Source organism: Clostridium saccharoperbutylacetonicum N1-4(HMT), from assembly GCF_000340885.1.
In the GTDB taxonomy this organism is placed as follows: Bacteria; Bacillota; Clostridia; order Clostridiales; family Clostridiaceae; genus Clostridium; species Clostridium saccharoperbutylacetonicum.
Genome location: NC_020291.1, coordinates 4,956,989 through 4,975,301 on the forward strand (window position 1 = coordinate 4,956,989; position 18,313 = coordinate 4,975,301).

The 18,313-nt window shown below is 26.4% G+C and carries 17 protein-coding genes; all 17 read right to left on the reverse strand.

Annotation, left to right across the window (positions count from 1 at the left end; translation table 11 throughout):
- Positions 1-397: 397 nt before the first annotated feature.
- The 17 genes from CSPA_RS22060 to CSPA_RS22140 all read right to left on the reverse strand — a co-directional run bounded on the left by CSPA_RS22060 (position 398) and on the right by CSPA_RS22140 (position 18,298).
- Positions 398-1,960, reverse strand: coding sequence for a phosphotransferase (locus tag CSPA_RS22060; protein WP_015394609.1), 1,563 nt, complete (start codon positions 1,958-1,960; stop codon positions 398-400).
- 2 nt (positions 1,961-1,962) lie between these two features.
- Complete coding sequence (locus CSPA_RS22065; protein ID WP_015394610.1) at positions 1,963-2,310, reverse strand: cupin domain-containing protein; 348 nt, start codon at positions 2,308-2,310, stop codon at positions 1,963-1,965.
- Between the two features lie 23 nt (positions 2,311-2,333).
- Positions 2,334-3,161: a glycosyltransferase family protein gene (locus tag CSPA_RS22070; RefSeq protein ID WP_015394611.1), complete on the reverse strand. Its 828-nt coding sequence runs from the start codon at positions 3,159-3,161 to the stop codon at positions 2,334-2,336.
- Positions 3,158-4,321: a class II D-tagatose-bisphosphate aldolase non-catalytic subunit gene (locus CSPA_RS22075; RefSeq protein WP_015394612.1), complete on the reverse strand. Its 1,164-nt coding sequence runs from the start codon at positions 4,319-4,321 to the stop codon at positions 3,158-3,160. The genes CSPA_RS22070 and CSPA_RS22075 overlap by 4 nt, the downstream gene beginning before the upstream one ends.
- Positions 4,318-4,866 (reverse strand): HAD hydrolase family protein, encoded by a 549-nt coding sequence (locus CSPA_RS22080; RefSeq protein WP_015394613.1) that lies wholly within the window; start codon positions 4,864-4,866, stop codon positions 4,318-4,320. The genes CSPA_RS22075 and CSPA_RS22080 overlap by 4 nt, the downstream gene beginning before the upstream one ends.
- Positions 4,863-6,068: a glycosyltransferase gene (locus tag CSPA_RS22085; protein ID WP_015394614.1), complete on the reverse strand. Its 1,206-nt coding sequence runs from the start codon at positions 6,066-6,068 to the stop codon at positions 4,863-4,865. Before CSPA_RS22085 ends, CSPA_RS22080 begins: the two co-directional genes overlap by 4 nt.
- A 4-nt stretch (positions 6,069-6,072) precedes the next feature.
- Positions 6,073-6,633, reverse strand: a complete 561-nt coding sequence (locus CSPA_RS22090; protein WP_015394615.1) for an acyltransferase — start codon at positions 6,631-6,633, stop codon at positions 6,073-6,075.
- 77 nt (positions 6,634-6,710) lie between these two features.
- Positions 6,711-7,817: a glycosyltransferase WbsX family protein gene (locus CSPA_RS22095; RefSeq protein ID WP_015394616.1), complete on the reverse strand. Its 1,107-nt coding sequence runs from the start codon at positions 7,815-7,817 to the stop codon at positions 6,711-6,713.
- A 33-nt stretch (positions 7,818-7,850) separates the two neighbouring features.
- On the reverse strand, positions 7,851-8,933 hold the full coding sequence (locus CSPA_RS22100; protein ID WP_015394617.1) for an FkbM family methyltransferase: 1,083 nt from the start codon (positions 8,931-8,933) through the stop codon (positions 7,851-7,853).
- A 30-nt stretch (positions 8,934-8,963) separates the two neighbouring features.
- Entirely contained in the window at positions 8,964-10,418 is a 1,455-nt protein-coding gene (locus CSPA_RS22105; protein ID WP_015394618.1) for a glycosyltransferase family 2 protein, read from the reverse strand.
- Between the two features lie 88 nt (positions 10,419-10,506).
- Positions 10,507-11,337 (reverse strand): glycosyltransferase family 2 protein, encoded by an 831-nt coding sequence (locus tag CSPA_RS22110; RefSeq protein WP_015394619.1) that lies wholly within the window; start codon positions 11,335-11,337, stop codon positions 10,507-10,509.
- A gap of 47 nt (positions 11,338-11,384) precedes the next feature.
- On the reverse strand, positions 11,385-11,861 hold the full coding sequence (locus CSPA_RS22115; RefSeq protein WP_015394620.1) for a hypothetical protein: 477 nt from the start codon (positions 11,859-11,861) through the stop codon (positions 11,385-11,387).
- An 18-nt stretch (positions 11,862-11,879) separates the two neighbouring features.
- Positions 11,880-12,767: a glycosyltransferase family 8 protein gene (locus CSPA_RS22120; RefSeq protein WP_015394621.1), complete on the reverse strand. Its 888-nt coding sequence runs from the start codon at positions 12,765-12,767 to the stop codon at positions 11,880-11,882.
- An 11-nt stretch (positions 12,768-12,778) separates the two neighbouring features.
- On the reverse strand, positions 12,779-14,101 hold the full coding sequence (locus CSPA_RS22125) for a hypothetical protein (RefSeq protein WP_015394622.1): 1,323 nt from the start codon (positions 14,099-14,101) through the stop codon (positions 12,779-12,781).
- A 23-nt stretch (positions 14,102-14,124) separates the two neighbouring features.
- Positions 14,125-15,747: a glycosyltransferase gene (locus CSPA_RS28975; protein WP_015394623.1), complete on the reverse strand. Its 1,623-nt coding sequence runs from the start codon at positions 15,745-15,747 to the stop codon at positions 14,125-14,127.
- Between the two features lie 15 nt (positions 15,748-15,762).
- A complete protein-coding gene (locus CSPA_RS22135) occupies positions 15,763-16,998 on the reverse strand; it encodes an ADP-heptose--LPS heptosyltransferase (protein ID WP_015394624.1) in 1,236 nt (411 codons plus the stop codon).
- Positions 16,999-17,017: 19 nt separating this feature from the next.
- Complete coding sequence (locus CSPA_RS22140) at positions 17,018-18,298, reverse strand: glycosyltransferase family protein (RefSeq protein WP_241393372.1); 1,281 nt, start codon at positions 18,296-18,298, stop codon at positions 17,018-17,020.
- Positions 18,299-18,313 lie beyond the last annotated feature (15 nt).

The following is an 18,313-nucleotide window of genomic DNA, read 5'->3' on the forward strand; positions in this document are numbered from 1 at the left end:
AATGGATTAGGATTTGGTTCCATTATAGTCCAATCACAATTATTATTTTGGGTATAATATTTGCATAATACACCATTTGCTCCTCCTATTTCAAAAGCAGTTTTTGACTTTACATTAGATATTAGTCGTGCAAATTCTTTATGGAAATTTACCCATGTTTTTCCAACATCATTAAAATGAGAATCTTTATATAAAATCTCTTCTGGAACAAGCTGTTTTATTTGTATTAATCCACTTTTTTACTTATTTCAAACTCCATATCTAATTTTAAATCTTCTTCATTTATTTTAGTACCCGAAAATTTTCAAATGTATATAAATGCTTCAAATATTCTATCATCACACACTTATATAGTTTTATTACTTCCACTTCCCTAACTCAAATTTCGTTTTAACAACTATAAATTTTCAAATAACATTGATTTTCCAAGAGCATATAATAGCAACCCATATGGATGATGATGTAATGCAGCAATATTTAAATATACTAAAGCTGTTAACACTTTAACCTTTTTTATATCGTATCCATTACTAATTATCCATTTCTCAAAGCTTTTTTCACATTGTACTAAGATTTGTTTTCTATTAAAATCAAATCTAATACTATCTTCCTTCCATTCAACCCCATATAAATCTTTTGCTATAAGCTCATGACAAATAATTAATCCATGTAGCATCTTTGCAAAATCATAATATATATCTCCAACAGTTAATGAACCACCAAAGTTTTGTCTCCAATCTAAAAATGTAAATTTATCGTCTTCTTGTGAATAAAGTATGTTTTCAAAGTGAAAATCTCCATGAAAACGCCCTGGTAAACCATCTGATATCCAATTCCAATCTAAATTATCCAGCATTTCTTTAAGAGTTGGCATAACTATATCGTTGATTTTCTCTACTCCATCACTCTTATTAAAATTTTTATAAAATAATTCTACTCGCTCAATTGTTTTATCTTTATAGAATTTCATACAGCTTTCTTTAAATCCACTTCTAGTCTCCATCGATAAATTCTTATTTTCCCAAAACTTAAGAGAATCTTCTAATAGCTTTTCGAATATAGGTAAAGTTACAACTTTTGACATCACTTCACCTTTTGCATATTCATAACTATACATGTGATTATCAAATCCAGTAATTTTAGGGATAAATCCATCAAGTTCTTTTGTTCTTAAAACTCTATCAGAAATAAACTTAGTATCATCTGAGAATTTAATAACGCTATCATTTAAAAACCAAATAGTCTCGTTTGCCTTTTCCAATATGTTAGGTGCATTTTCAACCTTGTAATGTTCTCGTGTTTTATTTAATTCTTCAGCTGTACCAGTATCATACCATTCAAAAAAGTTCGCATATATATCATTATTTTTCATAAGAACTTTTAAACCATATACTTCTCCCTCATTAATTGCATCAGAATGGCCATTTTCCATACTATCCCAAAATGACTTATAATCATAAATACCAGCAAGTCCTATATATGGTTTATCACCTTCTTTTGCCATCCCCTTTTCATTTATATTTTCAACTTTATTATCATTAATACTTACTGTTCTATAACTAGATAAGTCCTTACGCTCACTAAACCCTATCCAATTTCTATCAACTTGTGGAATTTCTCCATCAACTAGTGTATCACAAGAACAAAATATAAAGGGTTGTTGCAAAAACTGTTTACACGATAGCATGCTTAGTCCTAATCCGGATCCTTCACCTTCAAATAAATCTACATATCCAAAATAAAATTTCCTTTTTGGATATGCTAATTTTAAAAATTCTTTAACTATTTCTCCTTTATACCCTAATGCAAAAACAAACTCTGTATCATTAGAGAAATTATCTATTATATTTGATATTGCAGGTTTATTAGAAACACTTATAAGAGATTTATTTAAATATTTTGTCATTCCACCAAGTCTAGAGCCTGTTCCCGCAACTGGAATAAATACTCTATTTTTCATGTTTATTTACTCCTTTCATAATCATCAGATAATCTAATAACATCATCGATTTCAGGAGTGCTAGCCTCAAAATATTCACTATCACTTACAGCTTCCATTCTATGTACCATCATAGGTTCTATCGTAATAGATTCTCCCTTCATATATATTTTACTTTCCAAATTATCTCTATCTTCTCCATAAAGGATACGTAACTCTCCACTTAGTACATATATTGTTTCCTTTTTATGTTCATGATACTGTAAACTACATCTATGTCCTTTTTTCATTAATAACTTTTTAAACATATAAATCTCATTTATTTCAATAATTTCTTCACTACCCCAAGGTTTTTCAATAATTTTAGTCATACTAAATACTCTCCTTCTTATTTCTACTTAATTTTATATTTCTTTAATTCAGGATTATATTCAAAAAAGCTCTCATAGAACATTTTTACATACTGTTGCATAACCCACCGATTATTAAATCCATATTTTTTCTTAATCCATTTAAGGCCTTCTTCTACATACAATTTTAAGTTTTCATTGTATGTTTCTGTTTTTATAATATCAGAATGATTAATTAAATAACTTTCATTTTCTTCTACTATTACTTGAGCTGTAATAGCTGCTGCCCAATTATTAGCATATGCTTTTGCAATCAATTCCACTTCAGTTAAATATCCTCTAAAATTACTTCCATCAAATAAAAAATTCATAAATCCTGGTTCATCACTATTATATATATCTTCAATAAATTCTCTTCTTAAAAAATATGCATTATTATGTATAAACCAAAAATACTTTATAGAATCATTTGCCAATAAAATTTTCTCTCCCCAATTATTTGAACAAGGTGAAAGTATTCCTACTCTACTGTGCTCCTTTAATATCTCCATCAATGGTTTCAATGTTGATTTATTTTCTAATTCTGCGTCGTTTGTAATCAAAAAAAATGCTTCATATTTTTCAAATTTATTTGTTTTCCATAGTTCACTTAATGCATAATTCATGCCTCTTGAATATCTTAACCCATTTTTTTTAACATCCGGTGTATCAACATACCAAGTACAGTATTTCGATATTTTATCTTCATCAGACCCTGCCTCAACAACATATATGTCTGTAATTTCTCCATCATACTGCATAATATGTTCAACCAAGGCATTTGTAGGCTCTGGAAGATTACGATTTAATATAATTGTTGCTATATTTTTCATTTTCTCACCAACCTAAAATTTATTAAGTATCTCATTATTGAACTTTTAACATTCTCTTTTAAATAGTCATCTAAAATAATATTCTTTTTTTGTAATTCCATTGCAGCTTTTAATTTCGCTTCTATAAAATTTTCATCAGAAAATATGTAATGACCAGCTATTATTGCTTTTTCTCTATCTGATGCCTTTGTATTATGTGCCATCCATTTATGCCATTTTTTCGAATTATAAGATAAACTTAAAATGTTTTCTGCTAACTCATTAAGATTATTATTTTCTAGAATCTCAATAAGAGATTTTGTTTCAATAACGCCAAACTCTGGTGCAATATTAGCAGAATGAATACCAAGCCTTGGATACCATTGTAATGATTCATCTGAAAGGTAATCTGTATTGTGTGCTTTCATAAAGACACCATTTTCTTCACATATTTTTGACATATAAGGTACTTGAATTTCCGGAGGAATTTCTCCCTTAACACGAACAGGAAAATCAAAAGACCCAACATTCCTCATTTCAATTACACGAGTACCATTTTGTACTACTACGAATAAAGGTTTAGGATATTTGTTTTTTTCACAAAATTTATTTACCTTCTCTAACATATGTTTAAAAGACGAACCTGTACTAGTACTTCCAGATTGCTCTTCTGTTCCAATTTCAAATTCAATCTTCTTACCTTTATCACATGCAATTTTACAGCAATATTCATATAATTCGAAAACCCTATCTAAAATTTCATCTGAAGAAGGTGTTGTATGTATATCAACACTAGGATCTATATGTATAATTTGAAAACCTGCTTCTATATCAGCCTTATATGACTCTTTTGCAGATTCCATAGCTCTTCTTAATCCTAGCCTTTTTTCTTTTTCTAAAGGATTTTGCCATGGCCCACCATGATCTCTAGCTAGTATAATTTTCCCTTCCATATCTCTATCTAATACATAATCTGCAAATTGTGAAGTTGTCCAATTATTAACATATCCTCCACCAAATCTTTCTGAATCAATTTGCCTTCTACTTGCAATAAGCATTATAGGAACATTATAGCTATTTGCTAATTCAATTGATGCGTCAATACAATTGGTGCTCATTGGCCCAACTCCAAGTAATGTACGCTTCTGTACAATTAATCTTTCAAGCTCTTCCCTAATCATACTGTCCAATCCCTTCTAACATTAATTTTTTCTGTTGGTAATTTTTCAGGATCAAATTTTTCAAAGAACTTTTCTAATATATGCATACATGCTTCTGCTACAGCACGACTTCCTCCATTCCTCTGAGTTACATAATCTGCATACATCTTTGCATTATTGTCACCATTAGAAACTGATATAGAATATCCAACTTCTCTCATGACATAATGATCAAAAATTCCATCTCCCATATATATTACCTCTTCAGGATCATAATATTGTTTAATCCAATCAATACGTTTAATTGTACTAACTAATTCTAATTTCATATGCATATCATCAACAATTCTTTTTTTACTAATAGGGAATCCTTTTTTATCACCAGTGACAAAAATTATATTTATATATGGCTTTAATAAACTTAAAGCATCATTATCATCTGCTCCGAATTTTTTCATTACTTTTCCTTCAATTGTATAATAAAACGATCCATCTGTAAGGATTCCATCAACATCCATAATAAATACTTTCGGTTTTTTTATTTCATTTGCATTCACAACTATCATCTTCCTTCAAAATTCTCTTGCGCTCTTACCTTAATATAATCAAAAAATTTCTTTGCAACAATTGTTTGGTTGAAATTTTTTCTAACATATGAATACCCCGCTTTTGCTATTATTTCAAGTTCTTCATTATGCTCTTGATAATATTTAATTTTTTCTATTAAATCTTCTAATGTTCCATCATAAGCAATGTAATGAATCCCTGGTATTAGTCCTAAACATTTATACATATCATGATCTAATCCTATATATGCGCACCCACATGCCATACCTTCAACAAATCCTATACCTGGCATACCTATAGCTTCTTCTGGGCATATAAACATTTTATACTCATTAAATCTATCAACCATATCAAAGGATAGATAATTCGTTTGCCTCCATCCATGAAACCAATTATACACTTTCTTTAGTTCCTTAATAATTACTAAATCCTTCTCAATAATTTCGTAAGTTTTATCTTCAAATATATATGAAATATTAGAATCTATATATTCAACCAACTTATTTTTCTTGAGTAAAATTTCTCTTCGTATTGGTTGTACCCAATAAGTTCCTGTAAATTTCACATATTCATCATAGCCTGCACCCTTTACTGTAGAAAGTGTTCCTATTGCTAATGCTTTATTTTTTCTCCTATCTGCACTTACTTTCTTTTTAAATCTGTCCTGAAATACAAATGGCAGTATATATTGATTTACGTTATTTAAATTAAAGTACTTATTTATGAATTTATTTTTAGATACATCAACCTCGTTCACAAAACAATTTACACCCATCTTGGATAGATTAGGATTGGAATATAATGAAATAAAATGTTGTCCTAGTACAACTTTATATCCATTTACATTTTTCAAACATTTCATTTGATCCCTATAGTAATATGAAATCATTACTATATCATCTTTTTGTATAGATTTAATATCAGTAATTATCTCTATTTTAGATACATCAATATGATTCTTCCAAAAAACTAATTTACTTTCTTGAACTCTTCCTAAATTATTACTTGAATATTTATTCATCCATTTTGGTGCAGTTGTCCCTTCATCATTTATATAATTTACCACTTTAATTCCTTTTTTAATAGCATAATCCAATAAGTATCTTTGTTTAAAAGTTTTTAACTTATTACCTTGCAAGATATGATTGAATGGTTTTATAAAAAAAACATTACAATGCAAATTAACAAAGACAATTCTCATAAATCTAAGACTCCTTTAATATTTTTATTACCCGTGCTGGATTCCCTCCTACAATTGAATTTTCTGGAACATCCTTAGTAACAACCGAATTTGCACCTATGATTGCATTTTTACCAATTGTAACACCTGGAAGAATAGATACATTTTCTCCTATCCAAACATTATCTTTTATAATAATAGGACCTTTACAGTATAACTTTCTACTCCTTGGAGGAATTTTTAATTGTTTATATTCACTTGTTCCATGAAAATGATCAATAATTAATACATTTGATGCTATCAAAACATCATTTCCTATTATTATCTTATTAACACATCCTATATGGCAATATGGATTAATTCTAACATCATTTCCAATTACAAGATGTGGTTTAAACCTTTGATTTTGAAAAGCATCCAAAGTCTCAATTCTTGCATTTCTATGTAAAATAACATTATTACCAATTGAAATTTTATCTCCGCCTGCAATAAATGCTGGATATTCAATTATTATATTTCTCCCACATTTTTTAAATTGCTTTTTAATCAGTTTAGTATATAGTTTTTTAATTTGATTTTTAATCATTTTCTCATTTCCTTTACACATATAAATAAATTTATTTAAAATTATATATCAAATCAATTTCATCAAAACTATTCCATTTAGTATTTAGCTTCCTTTAATGCTTCTTTTATTGCATTTAAATAAGCATATCTATACTTTTTATCTGGCTCTAAATATGCACCTTCTGACCATTCATTCCATGCATTAATAAATAGTAGTTCATTCCCTAACTCATTACTCCTTTTAATTTGAGTTTTTAAAAATTCTTTGAATTTCCCAGGTGAACTTCCTGTTATGATTAGACCACTTTCATCTTTTCTTGCTGTGTTATCCCAAGAAGGAAATGCACCTAAAAAAACTTTTTTCTTATTCTCTTTATAATTTCTTTTTGTTATATTAGAAACCAATCTAGAATATGAATAATTGGTAATAAATAGTTTATTTAATAAATTATATTTTGTAACACCAATTTTTTCAAATAACTTAGCTTTTTTATAATTCACATTTTTCTCAAAATTAGAAATCTCTCTCAATGCATATAATGGTTCAAATTCAACTGCCGCATCAAAGCACTTATGTACATTATCTGGCTCAAATATTGTTAGCATGGTAACAAAATAAATACCTGAAAGACCATTTTCTTTGGCCATTTCATTCCAAAGTTTTACCATTTCATTGCATTTTTTAAAATCTCTTGACATGTATATTAAAAAAACAGGTTTGTTATCTATTTTTATATATCTATCATCTTTAAAAAATGGTAATAAATAATCAAAATGTTCTATCCATTCTTTTTTTTCTCCATAAACCTGCTTTAGTAGCATCTCTGAGTTTCCATCTTTGCCATACCATGTTCTCTGCCATGATTGATTAGCCCATGAAAAGCAAAACGAAAACTCTAAATTTTTATTGTTTAAAAACATCTCTGCCGGTTTTTCTAATAATTTCTTCCCTGAAAAATAATAGTGATAAAAACAAAAACCATCTACACCAAATTTTTTTGCTATTTTAACTTGCTTTTCCATAACTTCCTTGTCCATTAAATTATAGTAATTATTATTTAATGGTTGTATTGGTTGATAATGATTTTTGTAATATGGTTTACCTCTTTTAACATTTGTCCATTCAGTAAATCCTTTTCCCCACCACAAGTCATTTTCAGGAATAGTATGATATTGCGGCAAATATAATGCTATTGTTTTCATATTAATACCCCTCCAAAATTCAGCAATTTTTTCTTACTTTTGAGCTCTTACAAGTCCTCTTCTAAATTGTGGATGTTCTAAAAAATAATCATCATATATGAATAACATATATCCTTTAGAATGCTCAACTGAATACCCCTTTTCCTTTAAAAGGTTACTAATTATTATAGCATCATTGTATTTATGATATGTGCAAACTAAAAGCTTTAATTCCTTTTGCTCTAGTAAAACACTAGCTCCTTCAAGTGCTTTTTCTTCCTCACCTTCAATATCAAATTTAACAAGGTCAATTTTTTCTAAGAAATTAAAACTATCTAATGTTCTATTAATCCCACTATTGTGATTAGATATATACGTTGGTATAATTTCAACCTTATCCTTATATGGCTCAAATGTTGCATTCAAAGCTTCTATCCACTCTTCATCAACTTCGAATAAATATGCCTTTCTAATTTTATCAATAACACTTATTGTAAAGTTTCCTTCAGCAACACCAACATCTATAATAACTGAATCCTTTTTAATATCAAATTGTTTAGTTAAATATCTATGTGGTGATTTTTCATCCTGCTCCTTACGCAACTCATTATAGTAATTTAATATTTCATTTTCGTTCATACTTCTCTTGAAATATATCTTCTTATTCTCATAAATTACATATCTCAATTTTTTTTCATCATCAAGAAATACCTGAATATCATCAACTTTATATTTTTCTACAAATTCATCACAAAAAATATTTATAGGATTTTTCTCCAAATATTTTATAGCTGCTATTAATTCTCCATCATTTTCAACTTCATTTGCATTCTTTTTATAGTATTCCAAAGTAAACATTTTATTTAATTCAAAATAATTTATTATTTTTTTTGTGTCACAGACTTTATTCTGTATTAATCTATTTTTAATTTCTTGAAAATACGAACTAGCTATTAATATATAGTCATATATGTAATTATTTATTTCTTCAAGCTTTATAATATACTTACCTAAAAACTTTTCACCTTGCTTTGTACTATCCGAGTCTACATATGCCATAATATCAATATCATGCTTATTTAAAATTTCTGTACATTCCTCACTACATTTTCCTGTTCCATAAACAATTAAATTCATTTTTATCTCCTTAACTAAATTAAAATCCCATCATTTTGCATTTATAAATTTTCCATCTATTATTTTAAAATAATCTTTTTCTAAAAACCTTTGTTCTATGTTTATGCCTTCAACATTCTTATATCGCTCTATTTGTTGTTCAAAAAAATAAGTAAAGACTTTATCTGTTATTTTTTCTGCAAGTTCTTCATTTTTTCCTAACTTTATAATTTTTTTCACCATATGTATTCTCGCTAAAGAATAATGCTCTTCTAATTTTTTGTGCTCAATTGTGGAATGTAAGTTATTATAAGAATTAACTTCTCCTCCCCAACTATTTGTATCTGCATTCCTTATTCCAAATGGCATACTAACATACTTCATTTTCCCATATAAAGGTAACATGTAATAATAAAAAAGTTCTCTTAATTGAACATATATAATATTTTTATTAGCTAAAAACTCAACATTTTCATCCAATAAATTTTTATATAATTTTTTATTAAATACTTTATACAACCCTTCATATTGCTCATTTTTGTTTCCTATTCTATCAATAACATTTTTGCTATAGATACAATTTTTTGAGTCAATAAACTCATTATAATAAAAGTTATTTAAATCATTGTCTATAAAATAATATTGATTTCCTAAGACTGTTATGATTTCATTATCTGTTTCCATTTCATATATAGACCTTGTTATTGACTCTTTCATTAAAAAATCGTCGTCTGCACATACTGCTATATAATCATCTTCAATTTGCTCATAAACTTCAAAAATAAATTTATGAAAAAACACACCTAATTCATATTTATTATGATTAATTTCAATGTTCTTATATTCTTTAATAACATCATCATTTTCTTTAAAGAACTTCTCCTCACTAACATCAATGACATATATTTTGGAAATAATAAAATTATCGTCTAAGCATGATGAAAAATAATTCAAGCATCTTTTCAATAGTTCAGGTCTATTGTATGTTGTAATGAATAATGTAAATCCCTTACTTATACAAATATTTTTACTTACTTCTAACTCTACACATTCATTATTAACAAAAAATTTATTATCTTTATACAATAATTTATACTTATAAAAATCATTATCAACAAATAAATCATCTACAACTCTTATGAAATCATCTCCAAGCAACCTTTCATTTTCATCTATAAACTTTTTTCTTTGAGGCGTGATAATCCTAATTTTATTATCATCTATCCCTAAGTCTCTAATCAATTGATTATAAATTTCATAAAAATATGTGCTTGCAATAATCACTTCACAATCACTTACAATTTCATAAAGCGAATTAGGATTTATGATAGGAAGCTGAAATAACTGTTCGTTAGTATTTACAGTCCACTTTTTACTATTATTATCAGCAAAAGCAATAATATTAACTTTTTTACATATCTTTTCAAATACCCATTCTGCAAAATTTCCAGTACCAAATATTATATACTTATCTTTTTCTATTTTATAACTTTTTTTCATATCCATAAATCATAATCTCCTTATACTAATACCCTGCCTCCAATATACAATAGAAAAAATTATGAAACCTATACTAATAAATTTATTATTATAATTATGATTTATTTCTATTTTTTCTTAAAGTAATATTATTATCACATATAAGGCCAAGCAGCCAATAAAATTTTGACAATTTATCTTTATTATCTTCAGAATACAATTGAGACAATCTTTTGTAAATTTTTCCCTTTAATCTAAAATTTTTTTTATCAACTTTTTTCAAATTATTTTTTATTACCTCAATAACCATTTTAGTTACTTCTTCTCTTTTTTTAGTTGTTAGTGATTCTCTATGTATTCTATATTCATACAAAACTTTATCAATAAAATAAAATTTAAATTTGTGCTCATAAGCCCTAAGCCAGAAATCATAATCTTCATAGAGAAATTTTGTTGAATCATATCCATTTAAAACTTTATGCACATTACTTCTATATAAAAAACATGCTTGTATGCAATTCCCAATATACAAATTTTCTATATTGCTAGCAAATCCCTTACCCTTTTTTCGTCCAGATTTATCAATATTAACACACTGCGCATAAACGAAATCTATATTTTTGTTTCCGTTCATCACTTTAACCATTTCTTCAATTGCATTTTTTGCATATTTATTATCATCTGATGTCCATGTATAGAACTCACCACTTGCATCTGAAAATCCTATATTTAAAGATTTCGGTAATCTTTTATTTTGTTCATTTTTAATAATCTTAATTCTAGAATCTTTTAGTGCATATTCTGAAATTATTTCTTCTGTTCTATCCGTAGATGCATCATTTACTATAATCAATTCAATATCAGAGTATGTTTGCTGCAAAATACTTTCAATTGACTCTCTAATGTATTTTTCACCATTATACACAGGCAACACGATACTTACCATTTAATTTATAACCTCCATAAATTTATCAATTGTACTTTCCAAATATATTATATTGCATAAATTACATCTTCAAGAGAAATAACGCTATAATCAACTTTTTCACTTATATTCTTTTCAATAACTTCAAAATCATATACTGGACTTACAACAATCGCATCAACTTCTTCTAATTCATCATCTAGCGAAAAAACATCAAGTTCAGAATAAACACCATCCAAATTTCTATCAATACAATATTTTACTTCTATACTTGTATCTTTTAAATCCTCATATAATCTACACCCAAGTTCACCCATTCCATAAATAGCAACTTTATTATAATTATTCTCTTTAAAATACTCTTCAAGAGATCTTCCCTCTGTTTTTAAAATAAGCCACTGATTTAACATATTGTAGTATGTTGTATATCTTTCTATACATCCTTGTTGCTGATTTTTAGATTTATTTGCTAAATAAGTTGTTGCTCCTGCACCTATTGCCACCCCAGCAACAGTAGATAAAATTGATACAATTCCTTTTTTCATAATTATTTCCTCCTAAAATTAATTTTTGTGTATATATTTGTTATATAAATAATTATATAACCAAAAATGCTTATTATAATTGGAATGCTGATTCATTTCATCATTTTTAGATATTTTAGCATATTTATAAAAATACCTACCATACCTAGAATGAAACCCTTTTTTCCACGGCTTATCATCAGCGAGATAATGAATTATTTTTATATCCATCCTATTTTTTTTATTAACTATAAATAGTAAATACTTTATTAAGTTGTCGTTCACTAAACATGATTTACAATTATAATTTAAACTTATGACTTTAATTTTATTATAAAACATAGAATTTATAACATCTTGATCAGAAAAATACAACTTTTTATAATTCAATTTAACAAATTCAAATAGTTCTTCTGTTCTAACCTCTTCTCTAAATAACTTAAGGTTAATCAGTAATACACCTGCATTAATATAAGGCTTATTTAATGGTATATTTAATTTCTTATGAATTTTCCAATTATCAATATCTATATTTTCATCTTTGGCTGCAAAGAAATAAAATTTTCCCATTTGAGAATTATAAAGTTGTTTTAACGATTCTTTAATTATTATATCTGCATCTAAATATAGAACTTTATCTATATTTTCTGGTAATAGTTCTGCACATAATAATCTATAATATGTTTCGTTAGAAATTCTTTTTATTTGAGGTAAATTATCAAAAAAATTCGTTGATACAAAAATCGCTTCAAATAAATGCCCATTCTTTTCTACAAGCATTTTTATTTTTTTTATATTACTCTCTTTTATATTCGAATAAAATAGAAAAACCTTAATTTTACACCACTTATTTGTTTCAAATAAAGATGTTAACATCACCTCAAGTGGTGCAACATAAGCATCATTTAGCGCAACTAAAATATTCATTTGTCCTCCCTCTATTCTACAAGACCTAATCCAAATAATACTTGATTAATAATTTTATCATCATCATTATAAGTATATTTGATCTCAGTTATTTTTTTATCATTACTGATATCTTTTAATGAAAAGAATTTAAAAGCATTGGGAAAAATTAAACTTTCTTGATATAATACTACTTTTTTTGCTTTTGTCTCACTAACAATATCACAAAATCCACTCCTCAAACCTACAAAATATCCAGCATACTCTATCACATTGTAAGCCTCCTTAAGTGGGAAAAATATAGATTTAGTCCCTTCAATAATTGGTTCGCTTTCTCCTGCACTATTTGTGCACACAATATATCCATTTATAATTAACTTTTTCGCTAATTTTGTCCAAAACTCATTAGGAAGTCTAAAAAATGTTTGAGCATATGGAGATAAAATAACTGTATTTCCTTTTTCTAATTTCTCATCTTCAAATAATTTCCTTACATACAAATTATCATTTTCTCTTTTAGGAATACATTGTTTATAGTTTCTATTAAATGTGCAGTACTTAAACATATTAAAAAAATCAACTTTTTCATACAGATTTCTTTCGCAGTTATTCAATATACCTGTATGTATTTTAAAATACTGATAATGTAATATGGAAATATTAATATTATTTTTTCCTATAAATATAGATAGCTTAACTAAAGCATCTGATTCATCAATATCTAATTTTTCTACTTTTTCAATATTAAACCATTCACACAAATTCTTACATGAATCTTTTATAACTGTAACCACATAATTCTTAATATTGTTATTTTCTATATATTCTTTTAGATAGGTTCCTGCTAAGTACATATCTCCTGTTCCAGTTAATGGCATCATAAATATATTTACATCGTCTCCATATTTATTAATTATTTTTATATAAACATCTAACCCTCTTTTTACACTTTCAACATTATCATCAAAATTTTTTTGTTCAATATTTGACTTACTAGGCACTTCAGATATATCTATAATTTTGATTATGTGCTTATCTCTTTCATAATTCATACTTTCTAATTGTTTTACCATCTCACCATAATATTTAGATGCTATTAAAATAATAGCATTACTTCTATATTCTTTAAGACCATTTTCAGGTGAACATATTTTAACACCAAAAACAAATTCACCTTGTTTACTTATATCATTATCAACAACCGCATCAACATATATATTCCTTTGACTCAAAGATCTAAAAATAAACTCTGTTGTTAAATTTGCTCCAAATACTACTATATATTTTTTATCAAATTTCATTTTTTTTATATTTCTATCTATTTCCTCTTCAATAATATCCTCTAAATTTTTCATTGCAATGTCTCTCCTAATTATTTTTATAATTTTAATCTTATTTGTCTATCAATTAAATTATAGTAAATACTATTAAAATAATATGGATGACATCCATATTCAAAGTTCCTATCGGTAAATTTATAATTCATATCCTCTAAGCTTATAACTATAATATTCTTTATGTTTTTCTCAAAAAATTCATAATATTCGTCCAGTATACTATTGATTTTCCTTATTTCACTTTCATTACTAAAACTTTCAACATAATTATACGTGCCATATTTCTCAGCTAATTTAGTTTTAATCAGTACAATTCTAGCGTTACCAAAATTGTTATTTAAAAATATTATAAATTCACTACAATATTTTTTCCAAAGCTTAGTTCTATTTGAATCTGTTATTTTTAAAATTTCATAACTATCATCTAATTTTATTTCAGCCTCATCAAAAAAAGCGGATTTTGTAATATACGATTCTGATAATTTCATAATATCGTTTATTTCTTCTAATAAATCTATAAATAAAAAATCTATACTTTCTGATTCGCTTTTACTTAAATTCATAATAGTTTTATTTATATCATACTCTATCATTTCTCTTCTAAAGTTATTATTGCTATTTATCTTTATATTATTTAATTCTTTTGGTTTAGTTGACATTGCACTAATTATACTGCTTGAACAAAAATGCTTTTTTAAATTTTGATTATATATTAGTAATTTATGAACAATTATTCTAGTATTGTAACTTCCCCATACATATACATTCCCATCAATTAATTTATTATTTTTCGTATAAATACCGTAATTTTCGTTTAAAAAGCCAATAAATAGATTTTTTATTTTTTCAAACTCGTGCTCATTTAAATTCAGAGCTGCTCTTCTCATAAAAATTTTAATAATCGAAAAGGATAGTTCATACAATTCATTATAAAATTCTTCAAACAAATTGTCCTTTAGAAAATTATTTTTTAAATTTTCTAAACTATCTTTCACTTCTGCAATTCTCGAAAAATTTGTTGACATGTTTCCTTCTCTTATTAAATTATAATTATACAAGGCTTGTTTTAAATGACATATTAACTTTGCTTTTGTAAAAATCAGTGGTAATATAGCTAAATCCTCACATATATTGTTTGTCATTTTAATATTGTTTTCAATAAACAATGATCTTCTAAACATCTTATTACATAAAATTGTTATCATTGTTGAAATCAAATCTTTTCTTTCAAATACATTAACTGATTTCTCTATACTACTAGGCATATTAATATATTTTTTTTCCAAATCACCAAATTCACTTTTATAAATCTCGTAATAGTCAAACAAACATACATCTGCATTATTTTTAGTTATATAATTATATATTTCTTCTAACGCATTTAGTTCTAACCAATCATCTGAATCAACGAAAATTATATACTCTCGACTAGCTATATTAATCCCTAAATTTCTTGTAGTTCCTTGCCCTTCATTTAACTTATTGATAAATATTATTCTTTTATCTCTATTTGCCCACTTCAAACATTTTTCATCAGTCTTATCAGTTGACCCATCATTAATAAGAATAATTTCAATATCTTTAAATGTTTGATTAACAACACTCTCTAGACATTTATCAATATATTTTTCTACATTATAAGCCGGTATAATAACACTAATCACAAGAGAACCTCCTTACTAGCCAATAACAATTTCACTGATATCATCTGATAGCCCCATTTCTTTTATACTAAAGAATAAGCTTTGATTATCTGGATATAAAACAATTTTTTTAGCTTTTGCGTTACTTATCAAATCACAAAAACCACTTCTTACCCCTATAAAAGTCCCCGCATATTCAATCACTGAAACAGCCTCTTCTAATGGAAATTCTAACGGTATACTTTTTTCAATTGGTGGCTCTTCAGCACCAACACTATTTGTGCAAACTTTATATCCTTTTTGATTCAATTGTTCAACAATCTCTTCCCAAACTCCATCTTCTAATCTAACTATTGTATTTGCATATGGTGACAATATTACTGTTTTACCTCTTATTAAATTATTTTGGGCAAATAATTCTTCAACATACTCGCTTCTTTTGCAAACTAAAGGAATAGTTTTGGTCGAATTTTCATCTATTTCAAGAACTCCATATTTAAACAACTCACCCCAAAATAACTTATTAGAGCTTTCAAATTTATTTAAAATATCCGTATGTATATAATTATGACTTAATACCTTTATAAAATTAACCTCATTTTTAATCATTCTATATAAGTCAACTAAATTATCAGATTCACTTTGTTCTAATACTTCTATATTGCCAATATTAAACATAGCAGCTACCCTTTTACATGTATTGCCGACCACTACCAAAACATACTCTTTAACATTATTTTTAATTAAATATTCATTTAAATAACTACTTATAAAATATATATCACCAATGCCTCTATAAGGACAAATCAAAATTGTCTTTTCATCTCCATACTTTCCAATAATTTTCCTATACACATCATAACCCTGAATAACATCAGAAACTTTTTCATCAAAATATTCTTTATCCACAGTATAATTTTTATATCTAATTGTTCTAAATATGTTTACTTCTTCTATATATTTCATACGTTCTAGTTGTGTTTTCATTTCTTTATAATACTGTGATGCTATAAGGATAACTGCATTCTCAATAAATTCCGTTAACAATTCTTCTGGAGTATATATAGTTATTCCTAACATCTTTTTACCAGCTTTACTTTTACTATTATCAATAATAGCATCTACATATATATTCTTTGACTTCAAATGTAATATTGTTTTTTCAGCCGGCTTATTTGCACCAAAAACCACAATGTATTTGTTTCTAAAATTATCATTTGCAATTAGCTTATCCAAATTTTTATTTAATTCATCAATATACTTAGAATTCATCTAATCTGCTCCACCACACCTAAATATTCTTTAATACTTGTTCTATTATAACTTCAATATTATCATCTGCTTCAATTTCTATGATATCTTCAGAAAATCCCATATTTCTAATTCCATAAACATCAATTACTTTACCAAATCCACATGCTTTGTCTGGATATAATATTATTTTTTTGCATTTAGCAGTGCTTAATATATCACAAAGTCCACTTCTAATTCCAATAAATATTCCTGCATACTCCAAAACATCAATTATATCGAAAAAATCAATAAATAATGGTTCAGTATTCGGAATGATTTCTTCTCTTTCTCCTACACTATTAGTAAATACTTTATATCCTGCTTCATTTAATCTTTTAACAAGATTAATCCAAAACTTCCATGATAATTTAGGAATGCTATTAGCATATGGAGAAATAATTACTGTCTTTCCTTTAACTAATGAGAACTCTTTTATTAGCTTTTTTAATTTGTTCCCATCATATATAATATTAGGAGTTTTTGCTTTTGAAATATCATCTAGTTCAAACAATGAATATTTAAAAAAATCATTAAAATTCAGACCTTTATATCCATCAATGTTATTCAAAAAATTAGTATACATTATATATGGTTGAACAGTCATTATTCTAATTTGAGCACTTCTTAAAAACCTTTGTAACCTTACAAGTAAGTCCATTTCATTTTGATTAACTACTTCAACATTATTAATACCAAAAAGTCTTGCGACGTTATAACATCCATTACCTATAACCACTAAAACATAATTATTAATTTTGAACTTTTCAAGATAGCTTTCCAAATATCTACAAGTAATATAAACATCACCATTTGCTCTAATAGGATTTAGAAAAATAAATTTATTTTCACCATATTTATTTTGAATAGCCTCATATGTTTTCATTGCATTAAAAATGAATTCTAAATTCCTATGAAACATATCCTCTTCAATCGAATATTCTATCCCTACATTCATATCCAATATTCTAATAATATGTTTATCTGCAATATATCCCATTTTTTCAAGCTGTGCTCTCATTTCAAAATAATAACTAGAACAAATAAGCACCAAAAGGTTTTCTTTGTAATCTTTTAATAAATCATTCGGCTTATATATAGGAACATCCAATAATTTTTTTCCACTGTTAATTGGGTTATTATCAATAATCGCGTCTACCATCACATTGTTTTTAGACAAGTAACTTATTACTTCATCACCTGGATTATTAGCCCCAAAAAGAATAATATATCTATCTTTGAACACATTTTCATTAATCATAATATCTAATTTGTTTTTCATACTAATAATCAATTC